The 19,743-nt window shown below is 66.4% G+C and carries 19 protein-coding genes and 1 tRNA gene; 7 read left to right on the forward strand and 13 right to left on the reverse strand.

Translation table 11 applies throughout. The features are described from left to right. The 3 genes from EJC77_RS20610 to EJC77_RS03735 form a co-directional block, all read right to left on the reverse strand. A partial coding sequence (locus EJC77_RS20610; protein ID WP_205786827.1) for a hypothetical protein occupies positions 1-223 on the reverse strand: 223 nt, incomplete at its 3' end. 834 nt (positions 224-1,057) lie between these two features. Further along, on the reverse strand, positions 1,058-1,747 hold the full coding sequence (locus EJC77_RS03730) for a FadR/GntR family transcriptional regulator (protein ID WP_125610239.1): 690 nt from the start codon (positions 1,745-1,747) through the stop codon (positions 1,058-1,060). 154 nt (positions 1,748-1,901) lie between these two features. Further along, positions 1,902-3,584 (reverse strand): thiamine pyrophosphate-binding protein, encoded by a 1,683-nt coding sequence (locus tag EJC77_RS03735; protein ID WP_205786828.1) that lies wholly within the window; start codon positions 3,582-3,584, stop codon positions 1,902-1,904. 102 nt (positions 3,585-3,686) lie between these two features. Between EJC77_RS03735 and EJC77_RS03740 the strand changes: the two genes are divergently transcribed. Further along, a complete protein-coding gene (locus EJC77_RS03740; protein WP_125610240.1) occupies positions 3,687-4,853 on the forward strand; it encodes a PucR family transcriptional regulator in 1,167 nt (388 codons plus the stop codon). 148 nt (positions 4,854-5,001) lie between these two features. Beyond that, positions 5,002-6,390, forward strand: coding sequence for an aldehyde dehydrogenase family protein (locus EJC77_RS03745; protein ID WP_125610241.1), 1,389 nt, complete (start codon positions 5,002-5,004; stop codon positions 6,388-6,390). A 354-nt stretch (positions 6,391-6,744) separates the two neighbouring features. On the opposite strand, the gene EJC77_RS03750 is transcribed toward EJC77_RS03745, so the two are convergent. From EJC77_RS03750 to EJC77_RS03770, 5 genes are read right to left on the reverse strand one after another with little or no spacing between them, the layout of a single operon-like run. Beyond that, positions 6,745-7,146, reverse strand: coding sequence for a RidA family protein (locus EJC77_RS03750; protein WP_125610242.1), 402 nt, complete (start codon positions 7,144-7,146; stop codon positions 6,745-6,747). Positions 7,147-7,200: 54 nt separating this feature from the next. Continuing rightward, positions 7,201-7,965 (reverse strand): amino acid ABC transporter ATP-binding protein, encoded by a 765-nt coding sequence (locus EJC77_RS03755; protein ID WP_125610243.1) that lies wholly within the window; start codon positions 7,963-7,965, stop codon positions 7,201-7,203. Then, positions 7,965-8,897: an amino acid ABC transporter permease gene (locus EJC77_RS03760; protein ID WP_125610244.1), complete on the reverse strand. Its 933-nt coding sequence runs from the start codon at positions 8,895-8,897 to the stop codon at positions 7,965-7,967. Before EJC77_RS03760 ends, EJC77_RS03755 begins: the two co-directional genes overlap by 1 nt. A gap of 12 nt (positions 8,898-8,909) precedes the next feature. Continuing rightward, positions 8,910-9,854, reverse strand: a complete 945-nt coding sequence (locus tag EJC77_RS03765) for an ABC transporter substrate-binding protein (RefSeq protein WP_125610245.1) — start codon at positions 9,852-9,854, stop codon at positions 8,910-8,912. After that, positions 9,854-11,152: an alpha-hydroxy acid oxidase gene (locus tag EJC77_RS03770; protein ID WP_205786832.1), complete on the reverse strand. Its 1,299-nt coding sequence runs from the start codon at positions 11,150-11,152 to the stop codon at positions 9,854-9,856. The genes EJC77_RS03765 and EJC77_RS03770 overlap by 1 nt, the downstream gene beginning before the upstream one ends. A gap of 130 nt (positions 11,153-11,282) precedes the next feature. Between EJC77_RS03770 and EJC77_RS03775 the strand changes: the two genes are divergently transcribed. From EJC77_RS03775 to EJC77_RS03785, 3 genes are all read left to right on the forward strand, one after another. After that, positions 11,283-12,953, forward strand: coding sequence for a PucR family transcriptional regulator (locus EJC77_RS03775; protein WP_125610246.1), 1,671 nt, complete (start codon positions 11,283-11,285; stop codon positions 12,951-12,953). A 197-nt stretch (positions 12,954-13,150) separates the two neighbouring features. Beyond that, complete coding sequence (locus EJC77_RS03780) at positions 13,151-13,678, forward strand: helix-turn-helix domain-containing protein (protein WP_125610247.1); 528 nt, start codon at positions 13,151-13,153, stop codon at positions 13,676-13,678. A gap of 115 nt (positions 13,679-13,793) precedes the next feature. Beyond that, a complete protein-coding gene (locus EJC77_RS03785) occupies positions 13,794-14,501 on the forward strand; it encodes an RES family NAD+ phosphorylase (protein ID WP_125610248.1) in 708 nt (235 codons plus the stop codon). Positions 14,502-14,871: 370 nt separating this feature from the next. Here the strand turns inward: EJC77_RS03785 and EJC77_RS03790 are convergent. The 5 genes from EJC77_RS03790 to galU form a co-directional block, all read right to left on the reverse strand. After that, positions 14,872-14,944: transfer RNA gene (locus tag EJC77_RS03790), tRNA-Ala, on the reverse strand. A gap of 32 nt (positions 14,945-14,976) precedes the next feature. Then, positions 14,977-15,771 (reverse strand): SDR family oxidoreductase, encoded by a 795-nt coding sequence (locus EJC77_RS03795; protein ID WP_125610249.1) that lies wholly within the window; start codon positions 15,769-15,771, stop codon positions 14,977-14,979. Between the two features lie 106 nt (positions 15,772-15,877). Beyond that, positions 15,878-16,840: a hypothetical protein gene (locus EJC77_RS03800; protein WP_125610250.1), complete on the reverse strand. Its 963-nt coding sequence runs from the start codon at positions 16,838-16,840 to the stop codon at positions 15,878-15,880. A 72-nt stretch (positions 16,841-16,912) separates the two neighbouring features. Next, entirely contained in the window at positions 16,913-17,533 is a 621-nt protein-coding gene (locus EJC77_RS03805) for a GNAT family N-acetyltransferase (protein WP_125610251.1), read from the reverse strand. Positions 17,534-17,538: 5 nt separating this feature from the next. Continuing rightward, positions 17,539-18,441 carry a UTP--glucose-1-phosphate uridylyltransferase GalU gene (gene galU / locus EJC77_RS03810; RefSeq protein WP_125610252.1) on the reverse strand — a complete coding sequence of 301 codons (903 nt, stop codon included), beginning with the start codon at positions 18,439-18,441 and terminating at the stop codon, positions 17,539-17,541. Positions 18,442-18,520: 79 nt separating this feature from the next. Between galU and EJC77_RS03815 the strand changes: the two genes are divergently transcribed. Together EJC77_RS03815 and EJC77_RS03820 are read left to right on the forward strand one after the other, a co-directional pair. Then, positions 18,521-19,156, forward strand: a complete 636-nt coding sequence (locus EJC77_RS03815; protein WP_125610253.1) for a 5-formyltetrahydrofolate cyclo-ligase — start codon at positions 18,521-18,523, stop codon at positions 19,154-19,156. A 116-nt stretch (positions 19,157-19,272) separates the two neighbouring features. Continuing rightward, on the forward strand, positions 19,273-19,575 hold the full coding sequence (locus tag EJC77_RS03820) for an FmdB family zinc ribbon protein (RefSeq protein WP_125610254.1): 303 nt from the start codon (positions 19,273-19,275) through the stop codon (positions 19,573-19,575). Positions 19,576-19,743: the final 168 nt, after the last annotated feature.

Below are 19,743 nucleotides of genomic sequence, written 5' to 3' on the forward strand. Positions count from 1 at the left end.
GGCCCGGCCGTCCGACCCACGCCATAGCACGGGCCGGGCAGGACATCAACCAAAATCCTAAGTTAAAACAACGCGGGTCCTTACACAGGCGCTCGCCCCCTCGAAGGGGTTCAAGATTGCCACCTTCGCCACCCTGCTGGATCGCATCGATCTCACCGGTGTCGTCGTGACGGCCGATGCCCTGCATACGCAGGACCGGCACGCCCACTATCTGCACCGGCACGGGGGCCACGCTCCTGTTCACGGTCAAACGCAACCGGCCGAGGCTGCATACCCAGCCGGCCGCCCTGCCCTGGGGCGGCGCCGTGAGATACGGTTCCCCTCGGGCACCGGGCCCTGGGCAAGGAGCACGGGCGTCTGGAGGAACGCACCCTCCAACTCGTCGGTGTGGCTGCCGAGATCGGGTTCCCGCACGCCCGGCTGGCCGCCCGCCTGATCCGCACCCGCACGCCCCTGGACGGTGGCGACCCGGGCTCCGAGGTCGTCTACCCGATCACCGACCTTCCGTGGGAGGCGACCACCACCGCCCAACTGGCCGCCCTAGCCCGCGGGCATTGGGGAATCGAGAATCGCGTGCACCGCGACACGACCCTGGCCGAAGACAGATCCCAAATCCGCACGGGCACACCCCAAGGGTTATGGCCACCCTGCGCAACATCACCTCGGACTACTGCGCAGCAATGGCGTGGCCACTATCGCCGCCGCCACCGAAGCCCTCGCCCGACGCGCCGAACGCGTCATCACCTCGGGGTCGGGTGGCCGGAGGGGTTTCACCCTCCGGCCACCCGACCTTGGTCACCACCCTCATCAACAAACACCCGGAAAACACCCAGATGTCCCTATCGGATCGACTTTGAACAGGCCCTGATCTTGCGGCGTATGGAATCGGGGATTCAGTCCACCGGGATACGTCACATGGCCACGTCAAACGACAGTTGGGTCCGCCCTCACGAGAGAGGATGGAAAAGAGTGGTCCGGACCGGGCCACGGCGTCGCTTCTACCCTGGTTCGGCAGCACACATCGCCCCGCCGCTGCGGCAGGGCGATGGGCCGGACGTCAGTGGTTCGCGCCGGCGGCGCCGTGCAGCGATTCCTTCGTATGCCGAAGGATCGCTTCGTCTCCGAGCTCGTGGTCGCCCCGTTCGATCGCCGTCACGAAATCAAGGTGCGTCTGCAGCCGGAACGGGGTAGCCGGGGCGGTATTTTCCTCGCTGTATCGTCGGGTTATGAAGCCAACGAGGTTCAGGTAGAGGCTGCGCAGCAGCTCATTGGGGCTGATCTGCGCGATGCGGGCGTGGAGCGCCCAGATTTCACGTTCCCGGGCCGGCTCGCCCCAAGAGTCCTGTAGGGCCAGCGCCCGCAGCCGGAGTTCGCGTATATCCTGCGTCGAAGCATGCTCGATGGCATCGTGCAGGATCGCTCCGTCCAGCGCATCCAGAACGCGAAGGCTATCGTTCAGCGTGACCGGGCTTTCCCGGATGCTCAGGAGTTCGTCTATCAACCCCGTGAAGGGCGAAGCATCGGCGACGAAAATCCCACCGCCGGGGCCGGGCTTGGCATCGACCAGGCCCCGGGAGCGGAGCAATTGGATCGCCTCGCCCAGGGTGGCCGGGGCAACGGAGTACCGGGAAGCAAGCTCCTGCCGCCGGCCAATGAAATAGCCGGCACCCCGACCCTTCGCCACGATCTCGTCTTCGATCAGGCGGGCAATCTGCACCGCTGCGGTCTCGCTGGTGTGTCTGTCCATGCCCTTGAACGCCCCCAAATCCGCTGAAGTAACGTACTCCTAAACGCACCGGCAGATGTGTAAAATCCACCGGACGTGTGATAACAATACCAACCGACGGGCGCAAGGGTGTTCCCGAAGCGCCTCCGGGAGCGCCCTTGCGCCCCCTGGACAATCAATGGGCTTCGTGGATGAACGGCCACGGGGTCGGGAAAACGTCCACCGGCACCCGCACCAGCGTGGGTCCGCCGACGGCGATCCCCTCGGCAACGGCGCGGTTCACCGATGCCGCATCCTCGGCGTGTGCGAAGCGGACACCGAAGGCCTTGGCCAGGGTCTCGAAGTCCGGGTTTGTCAGGTCTGAGCCGATAAAACGGCTTTCGTAGCGGTCGCGTTGGATGCGCCACACGTTGCCGAAGCGCTGATCCTCGAAGAGCACTACAACCACCGGGATGTTGTACCGCTTGGCAGTGGCGAGTTCCTGCAGGGACCAGCCGATGCCACCGTCACCCGTGACGACGACGACCGGGCGTCCGCCGGCACCCACTGCGGCGCCGAGCGCCGTCGGCATGGCATAGCCGAGCGTGCCCTGGTAGCCGGGCCAGATGTACGAGCGTGGCGACTGCACCGGGAACCCGTAGGTAGACACGTACCCGATCTGGGTGAGCTCGTTGACGTATATGCCGTCGGCCGGGAGCGCCGAACGGATGGCATCGATGAACTCCATCTGCGGGGCAACAGCCGCCCGTACACGGCGATCGCATTCGGCGCGCAGGATGGCGATTTCGCCCTGCCAGGAGACGCGGGGTGCGAGTGCCGCGACCAGGGACTCGAGCACCGAGGTGGCATCCGCGCAGACAGCGATGTCGGCATGGCGCGGCTTGGTCAGGTCGTCGGGGTCGATGTTCACGAGTGCGACGCGGGCATCACCCGTCTTCATCTGCTGGCCGAAGGGCGAGACGAAGCGGCTGCCGAGCGACAGCACAGCGTCGGCACTGTCCCTCAGCTCCCACAGTGCGAAGGCGGGCAGCGCGTGCGGGTCGCGGGCATCGATGGCTCCACGTCCGTTCTCGCTCATCACGACCGGAGCATCAAGCAGTTCGGCCAGCTGCGTCAGCAGGGCGTGGGCCCGTTCGCCCTTCACGCCGCCACCGGCGTAGATGACGGGACGCTTGCTGGAGTTGAGCATCTCGACCAGCAGTGCAACATCCTCGGCGTCAACTCTCGGTGTCGGCACGACGAAGGGCTCGCCCACCTCGATGTCGGCAACGGCATGCAGGATGTCGGGGGCAACCTCCAGGGCGACGGGGCGCGGGCGGCCGGTGCGCATCTGGCGAAACGCCTCGTGCACCAGTCCAGGGACCTCTTCGGGAGAGGTCGCGGTGCCGGTCCACTTGGTCAAACCGCGCAGGATTTCGGTTTGGGCTGGGATCTCGTGCAGGGCGCCCAGGCCCTTGCCGACCTGAGTGCTCGGGATCGTCCCGGCCAGCAGGAGTACCTGGGAGGAGCAGGCGTAAGCGGTCGAGAGCCCGGCGCCGGCGTTCAGCACGCCCGGTCCGGGCACCACCATGGCGACGCCGGGGCGGCCGGTGACGCGGTGGTAGCCGTCTGCCATGTAGGTAGTGGTCTGCTCGTGGCGGGGAACCATGAGCTCGAGCTCATCCTGCTTCCGGTACATCCCATCGGTCAGTCCATCGAGCTGGACGCCGGGAATACCGAAAACGGTGTCTGTACCCTCGGTGATCAACGCCTGCACTAGTGCGTCTCCGCCAGTCATCTTTGCCATGAAGCAGTCTCCTCTGAAGTAATTGGTTATATTCAATATAAGTCGTAACATCACATTCGGCAACCCCTCCATTGGTCTAATATCAAGTGGAACGCCGGCCTTGCACCCGGCCGTCGGCATGACCGAGGACCGGGCGGCAGATGCAGCTGTCGCGCGACGACGAAGGATGACCGAATGAATCTCGAAGGACACGTCCAGGCCTACGCGGATCGGATCCAGGCTCCCATAGTCGTTTTCAATTCCGACTTCAAGGTGGTCGCCTTCAGCGTCCACGACCAGGACATCGACCACTCGCGGCTGGCGATCATCCTGTCGCACAAGGGCTCGCCGCGGGCCCGGGCATCGATCCGCGAGTACCACGTCGACCAGGCTGACGGCCCCGCCTATATCCCACCACTCGCAGGCCGGCAGGCGCGCCACGTCGCACCGTTGCGGCACGACGGGCGCATTACCGGATACCTCTCCCACATCCCCGAAGGCGCCAAGGCGGACCTTCCGCCGGAGGATGACCGGGAACTGAGGGAGACCAGGCGACACATCGGCCTCATCCTCGCAGCCATGGCACTGGGCAACCGGGAGGGCACCGAGCGGTCCCTCCACTTGCTCACCGCACTGCTTGAGGGGGATGCGGAAAAGCGCGAGCAGGCGGCCGACGAACTCCTGACGAACGCCCTGGTTTCCTCGGTGCCGCACTATGCGGTGATTACCCTCGCGGCCACCCCCGGGGAGTCTCCGGGGGCCGCTGTCCTGCAGCTCGCCCTCGACAAAGCGCTCTCGACGATTCCCAAGTATCCAGCGCTGCGAGCGGAGGGAGCGGTGATCAATGACGAGGCGGTGCTCGTGGTGCCGTACGAAATTGAAATGGACCGGCTGAATGTGCTGCTCGCGCTGCCCACCTTCACCGGCCTGAGGGCCGGCGTCGGCGGGCGATACGCCTCCCTCGCCGAGGCGTACCGCTCACACAGGGAAGCCCGGATTGCGCGCAGGGGTGCCGTGATCGATCCCGAGCGTTCCCCCGCCGCACGCTGGGAAGCACTCGGACTTGACCGGCTGCTGCTGCAACTTCCCCTGGAGTCCCTCTCAATGAAGGACGTCCCGGAGACAGTGCAGCGGCTTTTCGCCGCGCAGTCCGGGCTCGACCTCGCGCAGACGCTCGAGGCATACCTCGACTGCGGCTGCGATGCCCAGCGCACCGCCAAGGAACTCCATGTCCACCGCAGCACGCTCTACTACCGGTTGGACCGGATCCGGGAAATCGTTATAGAGGACCTGTCGGACGGCAGGGTCCGCCGCGAACTGCATACGGGACTACGGCTGGCGGCACTCGCGGGCCTGCGCTGAGCACGCCGGACAATGGCCAGGATTCCGGGGCCGGGTCCCCACAGAAGTATGCCCAGCAACCTATTGACTATATTCAGTATAGCGAGATACCGTAACTCAACTGCCGGTGGACCGGCGCCGATATTCTTGCGCGTGGGGAAGGACCCAAATGAACACCCTTCTAACTTCGGTTTCGGTTGCGGACGAAGAGGGTTATCCCATTCTCGACGCCTCAACACGTGATCTGGTCGGCTATGCCCCGAAGCGCACCACAGCAGATCTCGAGGTGCTGATCAAAACCGCCACGACCGCCCAGCCCGGCTGGGCCGTGCTCGGCCATGCGGAGCGCTCCCGGCTCATGAACCTCGTCGCCGACGAGATTGACAAGCACGCTGTCGAGCTCGGCGAGATCATTACCGCCGAACAGGGAAAGACCGGGGGCCAGGGCGAGGCCCACGGCGCGGCGATGTGGCTGCGGAGCGCGGCGAACACCATCCTGGACACCCAGGTCCTGGCCGATGACGGCACCACCCGCAGCGAACTGCACTATGCGCCCCTCGGGGTGGTTGCCTCGATAGGCCCCTGGAACTTCCCGGTGATGATCACCGTCTGGCACATCGCCCCCGCGCTTCGGATGGGAAACACCGTCGTCGTCAAGCCTTCGGAAAACACCCCGCTCAGCGTCCTGGCGCTGTTGGGGATCTTCCAGCGTTTCCTTCCCGATGGTGTCGTGAACGGGATCTCCGGCGACCGCGAGGTCGGTGCCGCACTTGCCGCGCACCCCGGCATCGCCAAGATCGTGTTCACCGGTTCCACCCCGACCGGTCGGCGCATCGTGGAGAGCTCGGCAAACAACTTGGCCCGCCTGACCCTGGAGCTGGGCGGAAACGATGCGGGGATCGTGCTTCCGGGCACCGATATCGAGTCGATTGCCGACAAGCTCTTCTGGGGTGCGTTCATGAACAGCGGCCAGGTCTGCGCCGCGCTCAAGCGGGTCTACGTCCACGAATCGCTCTACGAGGAAACTGTCGCGGCCCTCGCCGAGCGCGCAAAGAACGCCCCCATGGGCTCGGGTCACGACAAGTCCAACCGCCTCGGCCCGGTGCAGAACCCGAGCCAGTTCGACATCGTGTCACGGCTTGTCGATGATGCCCGGGACAGCGGTGCCCGCATTGCCGCCGGCGGCGAGCCGGCTCCGGAACTCGGCCCGCTCTTCTACCGGGCAACCATCGTGGCAGACATCGAAGACGGTGCGGCGCTCGTGGACGAGGAACAGTTCGGCCCTGTGCTCCCCGTGATCAAGTACTCCGATGTCGATGATGCAGTGCGCCGCGCAAACGGCAACGACCAGGGCCTCGGCGCCTCGGTGTGGGGCCCCGATGTCGAGGAAGCACTGCGGATCGCGGAGCGCATGGAAGCCGGGACCGTATGGATCAACCAGCACGGTGGCGTCGACCCGTCCATTCCCTTTGGCGGCACCAAGGCCTCGGGATACGGCCTCGAGTTCGGCGTCGAGGGCCTGAAGGCCATGGCCGCTACCAAGGTCATCCGCCGCTAAGGCCGCCAGGCCCTGTGGGACTGCTTGCCGTCGTCACCCGCAGGGCTTTCCGGGCGGTGAAGGTGACAGGCAGTCCCGTCTCCTTCCCCGGACACCGACCGGGATGCCCGTACCGCACCCACCGCTTGGCGCAGTGCACGGAGCAACTCGTCGTCGCCGGCATCTTCTCCGACTGGGCCATGAACAAGAAGACCTCCCACCAGCCGCGGTACACGCGCGGACCGGGAATCGCAGGGATGGAACTTCCGTAAATTGGCGTGATGTATCTCTAGCCAATCCCAGGCGATGCCGGTCGTGAACGACGAGCGTCCGTCGCGAAGACCCAGTAGTGCCTGGATCCAGCGATGGTTTCCCTCAGCGGAGGTCTGGGGAAGGTGCGGGTATGGCTGCCACGGCGTCGATTTCGACGAGGAAGTCGTCCAGGAAGGAGCCGACGGTGGTGCGTGCCGGATAAGGGAGGTCGACGAAGTCTTCGTAGATGGCATTGAAGCCCTCGAAGTCCCGGCCGGGGTGGTGCAGGTGCACCGTGGTTTTGACGACGTGGGAGAAGTCCAGCCCGTGGGCGCTCAGCACGGCGCCCAGGTTCTTCATGGCCTGCACGGTCTGTTCCCCGATCGTGGCGCCCACCGTGTCGCCGGTGGCGGGGTCGTGGGGCGTCTGGCCTGCGGTGAAGAGAAACCCGTTGGCCGCGATGGCCTGGGAATAGGGGCCGGCCGGGCTGGGGGCGAGAGTGGTGGTTACTGGCTGGCGGAGCATTTGATGGATTCCTGTTCCCATGGCCGGCAAAGGCCGGCGCACGATTGTTGATGTTTAGAGGACCTTGGAGAGGAACGCTTTGGTGCGTTCGTGTTGTGGGTTGCCGAGAACGTCCGCGGGAGGGCCGCTCTCAACCACCACGCCCTGGTCCATGAAGATGACCTGGTCGGCGACTTGTTTGGCGAAGGCGAGCTCGTGGGTCACCACGACCATGGTCATCCCGGCCTCGGCCAAGGACTTCATGACGTCGAGCACCTCGCCTACCAGCTCCGGATCCAGCGCCGAGGTGGGCTCATCGAAAAGCATGAGCTTCGGTTTCATGGCCAGTGCCCGTGCGATCGCAATGCGCTGTTGCTGTCCGCCGGAGAGTTCCCGGGGATAGGCGTCACCGCGGTCGCCGAGCCCGACGCGGTCCAGCAGGACCTGGGCCTCTGCGGTGATTTCATTCCGCGGACGGCCCAGCACGTGGATCGGTGCTTCCACAATGTTCTCCAGCACGGTCATGTGCGGGAAGAGGTTGAAGCGCTGGAAGACCATGCCCGCGTTGAGCCGCGAGCGTGCCGTCTGGCGTTCCTGCATTTCATACAGGCGCCCATTGCGTTCGGTGTAGCCGACCAGGTTCTCGTCAACGTACAGCCGGCCGGCGTCGACCTTTTCCAGGTGGTTGATGCACCGGAGGAAGGTGGTCTTTCCCGAGCCGGAGGGCCCGATCAGGCACGTCACCGAACCGCGTTCGACCCTCAAATCAATGCCCTTGAGGATCTCCGTAGAGCCGAAGCTCTTGCGGACTCCCCGGGCCTCCACCATGGCGGTGCTCATCATGCCGTCCTTGTCTTGGGCCGGCGGATTCGTCGCGTCAAGACGTCGAAGCCGCGCCCATACCGTCGTTCGAGTTTGTTTTGGAAGAAGCTCAGGATGGAAGTCAAAAGCAGGTACCAGAGGCTCGCGACAATGAGCAGCGGGATCGTCTGGTAGTTGTTGGCGTAGATGATCTGGGCCGAGTACAGCAGATCCGAGATGGCGAGCACACTGACCAGGGACGTGCCCTTGAGCATTGAAATGACCTGGTTACCGGTCGGTGGCAGGACCACGCGCATGGCCTGGGGAAGGATGACCCGGCGCATGAGCTTGCCGCCGTTCATGCCCAGGGCGCGGGCGGCGTCGTACTGGCCCTTGTCGACGGAACCGATCCCGCCGCGGATGATCTCGGCCATGTACGCCGCCTCGTTCAGGGACAGGCCCAGAAGCGCCGCACCCAGCGGGGAGATCAGCACGTTGGCCGAGCCGATGACGATCGACGGGCCGCCGAAGGGGAGCCCGAGGGCGATCACCGGATACAGCGCGGCAATGTTGTACCAAAAGATCAGCTGCACCAGCAGCGGCGTGCCGCGGAAGAACCAGATGTAGCCGCGGCTGATGGTGCTCACGATCGGGTTGGCCGAGAGCCGCATGATGGCCAGGACCGTGCCCAGGGCGATGCCCACGCTCATCGACACCACGGTCAGCACGATGGTCAGCCCGGCGCCGGTCATGATCTGCGGGGAGAACAGGTAAGAGATGACAACGTCCCAGTGGTACCGGCGGTTGGCCGCAACGTCCCAGGCGGCGCTGATTGCGACGAGGATAAGGACGACGGCGATGGCCGTGCGGATTGGGTGCCGGAGCGGCACCACCGGGATGGAGTCACCCGGTTCAGGCGACGGCACCGGCGTCTGCCCGGCAGTGGTGGTGATGGTTGGTTGTCGCTGCATGGTAGTCACGTCCTATTGGGCAAAGTTGACGCGGGCGTTGGTGATGGCACTGGAATCAAGTCCGTACTTCCCCAGGACCTGGCGGTAGGAGTCGCTCTTGATCACGTAGGCAAGTGCGGCCGAGACGGCCTTGATCAATCCGGTGTCCTTCGGCATGCCGACCCCGACCGGCGTGAAGTCGTACTTGTCGGCGATGGAGATCTCCGGGTTCTGCTTGGCGGCAAAGTCCAGAATGGGTGAATCAGCCAGTACGGCGTCCAGCCGTCCGCTGGTAAGGGCCGAGATCGCCTGCCGCGTGTCCTGGAAGTCGTTCGTTTGGATCTGGGCGTTGCCGGCTGCCTGGCAGGCCTTGTTGTAGTCGGGGACATTGACCGTGAGTTGGTAGGACCCGGTCAGAAAGCCGACCTTTTTCCCGCACAGAGCCTGCTGGTTCTTGATCCCCAGGGGGTTGCCTTGGGCAACGGCAATGGAGTTGCCCATTTGCATGTAGTCAACGAAATCCAGGACCTCCATGCGCTTGGTGGTCGGGGTCATCGACGAGACGGTCATGTCGTACCGGCCGGCGGCGATCCCGGGGATGATGGAGTCGAAGTTGGTGACCTTGATTTGCACCTTCACACCCAAGGCTTGGCCGATCAGACGGGCGACGTCGGGGTTGGTTCCCGTCATGTCCTGTGTGCCCACACGGTAGTACTGGGTCGGCGGCTCATTCGTGGGAATGGCCACCCGCAGGACCTTTGTTGACTTGATCGAATCCGGGAGCAGCTGCGCGGCAGCCTGGTTGACCCCAAGGGCCGGGACTCCGGTGCCCTCCGCCGCCGCGCTGTCCGGGGACGACGATGCCGTGGTGGACGGTGCGCAGGCGGTGACGGCGAGCAGGAGCGCTGCCGTGGCTGCGATAGCGGGGCCCCGGAATCGAGCGGGAGACACGCGCGACGCTGCGAGTGTGGTTTTCATCAGTGGTTCCTCAATTCTGTGTAGGCCAGTTCAGCCTCAAGGCTTTCGGGGGCGGTGGTTTGGGTAAATACTTCGCTGCGGTGCCGGAGCAGATCGCGGCCTTCCTCGCGCAGCTCCTGGATTGTCGATACGCCCAGCAACATCATGGTGCGGGTCATTTCGGCGGCGAACAGGTCCAGCACGTGGGTGACGCCGGCCTGACTTGCGGCAGCCAGTCCGTAGAGGTACGGGCGGCCGATGGAGCACGCGTCGGCGCCAAGTGCGATGGCCTTGACGACGTCGGAGCCGCGGCGGATGCCGCCGTCGACGATGATTTCGAGCCGGCCGGCTGTTCGTTCGACGAATTCCGGGAGCACGTCCAGGGGTGACGCCATGTGGTCGAGCTGGCGCCCTCCATGGTTGCTCACCTGGATGGCGTCGATGCCCAGCTCCGCCGCGATCACGGCGTCGTTGGGATTGACGCAGCCCTTGAGAATGATGGGGCCGTTCCAGCGGGCACGCAGGTCGCGGATGTCATCCCAGTCGGTCGGTTCGTAGGTTCCGGCGAGCAGCGTGCGCCACATGTCAGGGGTGCTGGACAGGGGGCCTTCGGGGATTTCGGCATCCAGGTTCGGGAACGCGATGGCGTCGTTGGCCAGGAATCCGAGGGCCCACCGCGGGTGCAGGGCGCCTTCGATGACGGTCTTGGGCTTGATCGACGGCGGCGCGGTGAAGCCGTTGCGGTAGTCGCGTTCGCGGTGGCCGATGTCCCGGCAGTCGACATTCACAAGCAGGGCCTCGTACCCGGCGTTTGAGACCCGGTCCAGGACTGCCTGGAGCAGGACCTTGTCCGAGGTGGGCTCAAGGTTGAACCACCGGCGCAGGCCGGGAGCGGCGGCGCTGACGTCTTCCATGGTCGTGGTGCTCAAGTGGGCCAGCCCGTAGGGGATTCCGGCCTGCCGGGCAGCCTTGGCAACCGCCGTCTCGCCATCGGGGTGGAACAGCCGGGTGCCGCCGGTGGGGGACAGCGTCAGCGGCATGGCAACCGGACCGCCCAGGAGGGTCGAGCCGAGGTCGTGGTGCTCAACCGACCCCCACTTCGGGAGGAAGGCCCAGTCGTCGTAAGAGGACTTGTTGCGTCGCAGGGACGCTTCGTCTTCGCTGCCGCCTTCGATGTAATCGAACACGCTCCGGGGCAGGCGCCGCTCCGCCAACTTTCGCATGTCTTCGACGCTGTAGCAGCGCCGTGCCAGGCGCTCCGACACCGACCGGGCCGGGCCCTGCACCGAGGCAAGAGCCCTGATGTCCTTCAATTTCATTTCGCATCCTCAGTTCTTGCTCTTGCTGGAACTCACGTTCCGCTCCTTCCCAATGGTGACGCAGATCTCGCCTTGCCTATATGTGAGTTCATCTGAAAAGGCGGTCAGGCACTTGTGATAACTTCCAACCATGGACATTGAGGGACAGGGCTTGGCCGAGCCCGATCTCCAGGCCGTCGTCGTGCGGCTCGCCGACTGCATCCAGTTGATGCAGGCAGATCTCGTGCACGCCAACCCCACCCCGGAAAACCTCGGGCACCCCGTCTCCGACGTCCTGATGTATGACCCCATGGATGAATGGACAAGCGTCCATGACCGCATCATCCTGGCCGTCGGCATCACCGGCGGTTCAGCGGACTTCGATCAACTTCTCCACCGGGCCGCCAACAGCAACGCGGCCGCGGTGATCGTCAAGGCGCATGCGACGCCCCTGGAACAGTTGCGCTCCGCCGCAGTCCGGCACGACCTCGCGGTCCTTGTCGCACCCGACAAAGCCGACTGGACGCGACTGGTGGCGCTGGCCCGGGCCTCCGTCGTTGGGGCGGCCGCGGATTCCGTCTCCGGCGTCCGCCTCGGAGACCTTTACGCCTTCGCCAACGCCGTCGCGTCCATCACCAATGGCGCAACCAGCATCGTGGACCCGCTGGGCCGGGTGCTGGGCTATTCGACATTGCCGGGCCAGCCCATCGACGAACTGCGCCGGCTCACCACCCTTTCCCTGCAGGAGGTCAGGCCGCCGGCCTTTGACGCTGATTTCAAGGTGACCTACGCGGCAAGCGGCACCGTGCTCATCCCCGGCGAGGAGGGAGGCATGGACCGGCTGGCCCTGGCCGTCCGGGCCGGCGGCGAACTGCTGGGCTCCATCTGGATCATCGACCCGGGCGAGGGCCGGCGCGAGGCCGGGCTGGAGGCGCTGGACAAGTTGGCGCCGCTGGCCGGCCTGCACATGCTCCACGCCCGTTCGGCGTCGGACTTTGGGGAGCGCCGGAATGCGGACTTGATCCGGACGCTCATGGACGACACGCCCCATGCCTCGTTTGCGGCGGCACAGCTCGGCCTCGACGCGGCCAACGGCCTTGCCGTCGCAGCCTTTTCCATCGTCCGCCCCGAGACAGGGAGCCTGGAATCGGTGCGCGAAATCCACCGGCTGCTGCATCTCGTGACGACGGTCTGCGACGTCCAGTTCAACACCAGCCACAGTGCACTGATCGATTCCGTCGTCTACGCCCTCCTGCCGTGTGAGGGGGCCACGCCCCGGGCGGCGCATCGGCGGGTGCTTCAGGAAATCGGGGCGTACGCCCGCACCATCAGCTCCTTTCCGCTCATCGCCGCCGTGGGCAGTATCGCACCACGGGTGGAAGACCTGCCAGGATCCAGATCCGAAGCGCTGCAAACACTCCAGTACCTGCTCCACATCCAAGGGACCATGGCGGGCGCCCCCAGCAAAGCAACTACGGCAGTGGGGCTGTTCGAGGACCACCGGATCCCGTTGAACCTCCTCAAGATCGGGGCGTTCATCGACGACAACGGGCTTGGCACGCTCGATGACATCGCCAGGATCCAGGCCTACGACGCCGAACAGCAAACCGACTACCTGGGCACCCTACGCGCTTATCTGGCCGCAAACGGGAACATCTCCACGATGGCGGCCCAGCTCCACGTACACAACAACACGGTCCGCTACCGGGTCACGCGCCTGGCCAAGGACTTTGGCCTGGACCTGGACAACCCGCATCAGCGACTCTGGCTCTGGCTGCGCATCACCACCATGGACCTCACTCCCAGCGGACGGCGGAGTTGACCTTCGGTAGGGGGCGGCCCATCCGCACCACCCCGCTGCCGCGGGAAATACGGAAGCGGTCAAGCCCGGTCGGCACGGCCGCATCCGTCTGGCTACTGCTTGCCGTCATCGGGAGCAGGTTCCTGCTCCTCCCCCAGCAGCTCCACTGACTGACTTTCGCATCTTGTTTATCTTGGCTTTGTGCGTAGGCTGATGCGATGGAGACCAAGCGGCAGATGGGCAAGAACCAGCGTGCGGCGAAACGCCACAAAGCCACCAAGGAGGCGAAGACGCGCGAGGCGGAAATCGCAATGTCCGCCAAGAATCGAGACAAGGCGCCGATCAGGCTGCTCGAGCAGGTCTGGACGGGTGCTTCCGAAGAAAGCAAAGAGACTTTCATAGCCATCGTCTCCGAGAGTGCATACGACGGCCTCGACGTCGATCTCTGGGGGGAGCCTCCGTCACCGCAAGAGCGGAAGTCGGTGGCGCTGGAGCAGATTGCACTGGAGTTCTCACGACGCGAAACCGTACTCGACAAGTCGCTAACGGCATCAGAGGCAGCGGGCCTGCTTCACGTGTCGGTGCAAGCAGTCCGCGACCGCATCGAGTCCGGAGACCTCATCGGGCTGCGTGACGGTCGCCAGTGGCGGCTTCCGGTCTGGCAGTTCAATGCCGAGGCGGAGCGCGGATTCATCCCGGGCATCGCCCGGGTGAGGGCAGTTTTTCCGGCGGTGTTGTGTCCCTGAGTCGGTGGGCGGAGAAGCCCAATCCAGACCTCGGCGATGCCACCCCAGCAGAGACCCTAGCCGCTGGACGGATCGAGCCCGTCGTTGACGCTGCACGGGTGATCACGGCGACCGCGTGGTAAGGCCACTGAGGCCGCCAGTTCGCACGCTGCAGAACGGTGCAGCCTGGATCTGGCAGATTCACTCCGGTCCTTGGAGGTGGTGCAGGATCTACCACGAATCCGGATACACTCCGGACGGTGTCACTCACCGAGACTACGGCCCGCTGTCCCGCATGGACCACCACGAGATGTCCCCCGATGAAAAGCCGAGGCGGTCTCCCACCGGACGTTCAGTGCTCTACGTCGCCGAGAGTCTGATGACTGCGCTCGGCGAAGTTTTCGGCGAAGTTTTCGGCGAAGCCGAGGAGGCCAGGGTCTGCCCCAATTACCGGGTCGCGATACTCAAGCCTCGAGTGCCGATCCACGTCCTGGACCTCAGGCTCCAGGGAGCGGCCATGAGGATTGGCGCCCTACCCTCACTGGCAACCGCGCCTTACCCGCGGGACGAGACCCAAGCCTGGGCGCGCGCGATCTACGAGGATCAGCCTGTCGCCGGAACCAAGGTTCGGGGGATTTATTATGACGCTGCCTACTCGAACGGCGGAGCCCTAGCACTCTGGGACACGACCGGTGACGTAGTCGGGGTCAGTGTCAGAGGGATCCGTCAGGACTTCGCCTTGTCCGATCCGAGGATGTGGCCCCGCGTCCAAGGCGAGGCCAACGACGTCCTCCGAATGCCAGCTTCGCTGGTCGCGAGGCGGAGCTGTCCGCTCTGCTCCTAGCCTCGAGTGTCCTCGCCGCTCGAGTAGGCGACCAGCTGACTTTCCGCGTTTGTCCGGGCCAGCAGCACCCGCAGAATCGTCGGGCCATTTCCGGCCGCCGGGATTCCGTTCCTGCCGTTCACATCGGGCAACCCACGTTCGGCGGGACTACCTGAGCAAAGTGCTTCGACACACCAATCAGGCGAGCCTCGGCGGCCCAGCTTCGAACATAGCGCTAGAACCTAACTTTTGTGATGCACGACGCACCGCCCTTCAATGGCTCACCCACGTTTCCATCGTTTCCGGAGAATAAACGGAGAGTTTGGCCCGCACGACCCCACGAAAAAGCTCCCCGACCCGGCGTTTCCGCAGGTCAGGGAGCTTTCAGGGGTGGAGCTAAGGGGATTCGAACCCCTGACCTCCTCGATGCGAACGAGGCGCGCTACCAACTGCGCCATAGCCCCGTGACGGCCGTCAAGCCGTCAACTTGTCTAGGTTATAGCCTCCGGCGCCGACTTTCCAAACGGAGCCAGTCGGTGAACGTCACGGTGCCCACGGCATGCTCCGGGACCAGGTTTCGCCCGGCACGCAGGAACCGCCCGAACGAACCCGGCAGGGGCACCGAAACGATGGCCCCGCCCCGCCCGGTGCTGGCCTTCCACTCCACGGCCAGCGATTTCATGGACCGGATCTGCGGTCCGCCCACGGTCACGCTCCGGGGCCCCGGCTCCGTCACGAGCGCCTCGTCCATCAACACCTTGGCCACGTCGGTCACGGCCACCGGCTGGAACGACGCGCCGCGGATCACCGGAACCACACGAACCCGAGCGCCCGCGGCGAAGATCCCGGCCACCAGGTTGTGGAACTGGGTCGCGTACACCACGGATGTGTCCATGCCGGCGCGCGTGTAGGTCAATGCGCGAGCGGCCTGGACCCGGTAGTACCCGAACGTGGACTCCCCCGCGTTGGCGATCGTCAACAGCACGGCCCGCCGCACCCCGGCGCGCTGCGCGGCGGCCAGCACGGCCACCGTGGTGACCGGCAGGGCCCGCAGCGCCGCCCCCGACCGGGCGTCCAGCGTCTCCACCAGGGCGTCCACGCCGGCCAACGCCTCCGCCACGCCGGACCCCGTGGCGAAGTCCGCACAGGCGTACTCGGCGCCGGCCACCCGATGGGCCACGTCCGGGGCGTGCCGGCTGATCGATCGAACCGACAGTCCCCGTGCGGCGGCCTCGGCCACGACGGCCCCGCCGGCCGTTCCCGTCCCTCCGGCCACTGCCAAGACACCCATACCCCGAGCCTACTCCCGGAACATACAGGCAAGCGCCCGGAGGGAAGCACCGGGCAGCACAACGGCCGGGCCCCGTGGGACCCGGCCGAACAGTGAAAAGGGATGCCTAGGCGCGTCGCCGGCGCAGCACGACGTCCAGGTTGCTCAGCCCGGAGGCGGGCTTCGCCGGCAAGGCGTCGGAGGAAGCGGAATCAGCGGCGGAAGCACCAGCAGTGGACTCAACGACCGACGGCGCGTCCCCGGTCGGCGCCCCGATGCCCGCCTGGTCGGCCTTGATGGACACCTTCGTGGACGCCTTCGGCTCCTCCGGCGCAACCAAATCGGGCGCCGGGGCCTTGGCGGCCTTGGCCGCCGTCACATAGCCCGGCTTCGGCACCTCGACGGGCTCCCAGGGCTCGCCATCCAGCTCGCCCTCGGCCAGCGTCATGGTGTGCGCCAGCTTCGCGTCGGCCGCACCCTGGGCGGCCACGCGAAGGGCCACCTTGCGCAGCTCCTCCGCCGTCAGGCGCTTCTCGACCGGGGCCGCGGCCGACTCGCCGGCGGCACCGTCGAACACCTCCGTGGCCTTGCCCACGGCGCCACCGGCGACGGTGGCGGCAGCCGGGTCCGCCGTCGTGCGAAACCGTGACGTCTGCAGCGCGGCAGCCAATTTGCGACGACGGCGGTCGCGGATCGCCAACGATCGCAGCGTCGCGATGACGGCGCCGAAGACGACGACGCCGCCCCACGCCACGGCGACCGAACCAAGCGAGAAAATCAGGAGCGCACCGGAGATCGCGGCCGCCAGCAGCGCCAGGACACCGACCAGGGCCAGGGTGGTCCGGCCCCACCGGATGGTGAACGGCGCCGGCGGAGATGACCGGGGCCCGGCGTGGGCGTCGGACGAGCTGTGTTCCATTGACGCCTCCTGCATCATCTGGGTCGGGCGGGTGTCACGGGCGCCCGAAAACGGGGCCGCGGCGGTGGCGAGCGCGGGCCTTCGCCTGCGCCACAAAAGGGGCATGACCCAGAACAGCCAGACGGCGACAGCCAACAGCAGTATTGCCGAGGTATTCACGGGTGAGTCCACGCGTTCAACCCTACGGGGGAATAAACCGGCACCGGGCATTCGGGTGGGTGTGTCGCGTGCGTGCCGCGCGAATTACGTGCCGCGGCGCTCCAGCCACGGGCCGAGCAGCCCGTCCGGGACCTCCTCCGTGGTCAATGCGAAGCAGCGGTGGTCCGCCCAGGCCCCGTCGATGTGCAGGTAGCGGGGGCGCACACCCTCATCCCGGAAGCCCAGCTTCTCCACCACGCGCAGGCTCGGCCCGTTCTCCGGCCGGATGTTGATCTCCATGCGGTGCAGGCCCAGCGCCGTGAAACAGTGGTCGGTGGCCATGGCGACGGCCGTCGGCGCGATCCCCCGCCCGGCCCGGGCCTCGTCGACCCAGTACCCGAGGGTCGCCATCATCGCCGAACCCCACACGATCGACGAGACGGTCAGCTGGCCTACCAGCACCGGACGGCGCCGGTCCGGGACGCGCTCGGCGATGACGAACGGCAGCGCCGTCCCGGCCCGCGCCTGCTGGTTGAGGCTGCGCACCATGGCCGAGAACGTGGGCAGGCCGCCGCCCCGGACCGGGTTGCTGGCCTCCCAGGGCGCCAGCCAGGCAGCATTACGGGTGCGCACCCGCGCCCACTCGCCCCGGTCGGCGTACTTGATGGGCCGCAGCAGCAGGTCCCCGCATTCGAGTGTCACTGGCCAGATGGCCTGACCCCACACGGATGCTACTTCGGCAGCCGCGCGGTGTACTCGCCCAACCAGGCGCGCAGGTCGGCGCCCAGGTCCTCGCTTTCGCAGGCCAGCGTCACCACGGCCTTCAGGTAGCTGAGCTTGTCACCGGTGTCGTAGCGGCGGCCGCGGAACACGACGCCGTATACGCCCCCGCCCTCGCCGTCACGCGTGGCCAGGGTCTGCAGCGCGTCGGTCAGCTGGATCTCGTTGCCGCGTCCGGGCGGGGTGTTCTCGAGCACCTCGAACACGGAGGGGTGCAGCACGTACCGGCCGATCACGGCCAGGTTCGACGGCGCGTCGGCCACGGCCGGCTTCTCCACCAGCTGGTTGACACGCACGTAGTCCTCACCGTCGATGACGCTCATGTCGGCGCACCCGTAGGCGGAGATCTTCTCCGGCTCGACCTCGATCAGGGCGATGACCGACCCGCCCGTCTTGGCCTGGACGTCGATCATGGTGGTCAGCAACGGGTCGCGTTCGTCGATCAGGTCGTCGCCGAGCAGGACGGCGAACGGCTCGTTGCCCACGTGCGTCTTCGCGCGCAGCACGGCGTGTCCCAGCCCCTTCGGATCGCCCTGGCGCACGTAGTGGATCTCGCCCAGGTCGGTGGCAAGCTGGACGGCGGCCAGCCGCTCCGTGTCTCCCTTGTCCGCCAATAGTTGTTCGGTGACGGGCACGCGGTCGAAATGGTCTTCGAGGGCCCGCTTGTTGCGGCCCGTGATCATCAGGACGTCGTCGAGCCCGGCATTGACGGCTTCCTGCACCACGTATTGGATGGCAGGTTTGTCCACGACGGGCAGCATTTCCTTGGGCATGGCCTTCGTGGCCGGCAGGAAGCGGGTGCCCAGCCCGGCGGCGGGGATGACGGCCTTGCGTACTCGAGGTGCAGATGTCATTACCCTAGGCTAGCGGAGAACGCCGGATTGCCGCGGGTGCGCCGGCTTTTGCGCGCGCGGCACGAATCGAAGGGACACCATGGGAAGCCCGGACAAGGCCACGTGGCGGGAGCGGTTGCGCGCGGCGCGCGCCCTGATGGACGACGACGACCGTCGCCTGGCTGGCGACCGGCTGGCCACCGCCGGGCTCGCGTGGGTGGCGGACGTGTCCCGTCCCGGCCGTGCCGACGACGGTTGGGCCGTCTGTTGCTACCTGTCCGCCGGCACCGAACCGCCCACACCGGCGCTGTTGGCCGCCCTGGTCCAGGCCGGGTACCGTGTGCTGGTGCCCGTGTGCGAACCCGGATTCCAGCTGTCCTGGGCGCGGTGGTTCCCCGGCGTCCGGATGGCGCGGAGCCCGCTGGCGCCCGTGCTGGAACCGGTCGGGCCGCGGTTCCCGTTCGACGCCGTCGGCCCCGTGGCCGGCATCCTGCTGCCGGCCCTGGCCGTGGATCTCTCGGGCGTCCGGCTGGGCCAGGGCGGGGGCTACTACGACCGGTTTCTGGCAACGGCCGGCACCCATCCGCGTGCCGCCGTCGTCCATGACACCGAGGTGCTGCCGGCCGGGACGCTGCCGCACGATGCCCTCGACCGGCCCGTCGACTACATCGTCAGCCCGGGTGGCGTCCGCAGGATCGGTGGGCTGGACACGCCCGGCGGTGTGGGCAGGAAATAGATCGGGCCCCTTGGCCGTTTCATCCAAAGTGCTAGAATTGGCACTCGGGGCATGGGACTGCTAACGTTCATCGGTTGCGGCCATGGCCCCAACGCTTGTTTTCAGGAGGAAATTCAGTGCCCACTTACGCCTACGCCTGCACGGACTGCCAGCACGCCTTCGACGCCCGGCAGTCCTTCAGTGACGACTCCCTGACGGTCTGCCCGGAATGCAGCGGCAAATTGCGCAAGAAGTTCAACTCGGTCGGCGTGGTCTTCAAGGGCTCGGGTTTCTACCGCACGGACTCCCGCGACGGCAAGGGCGGCAGCATGGTCCCCGCCAAGCCGGCGGCCCCAAGCGACTCGTCGGCCACCGCCGCCCCGGCGACCCCGGCCGCCTCCACCGCGCCGGCCAAGGTGCCGGCGCCCGTCGCGGGCTAGTCCCCAGCTCCTCCCCGCTGACGCCGCGCGAGCGCGTCATCAGCGGGGCCCCTCGGAGCTGTGGGCCCACCCAGCCCTCCCGAAGAAGCGGCCCGTCCTGCACAGGCGGTGCCCGTGCGGTACCTGTCCACAGGCGGACCGCGACGCCTGGCACGGACACGGCACCGC

Origin of the sequence: Specibacter cremeus (assembly GCF_003946885.1) — a bacterium.
GTDB classification, from domain to species: Bacteria; Actinomycetota; Actinomycetes; order Actinomycetales; family Micrococcaceae; genus Specibacter; species Specibacter cremeus.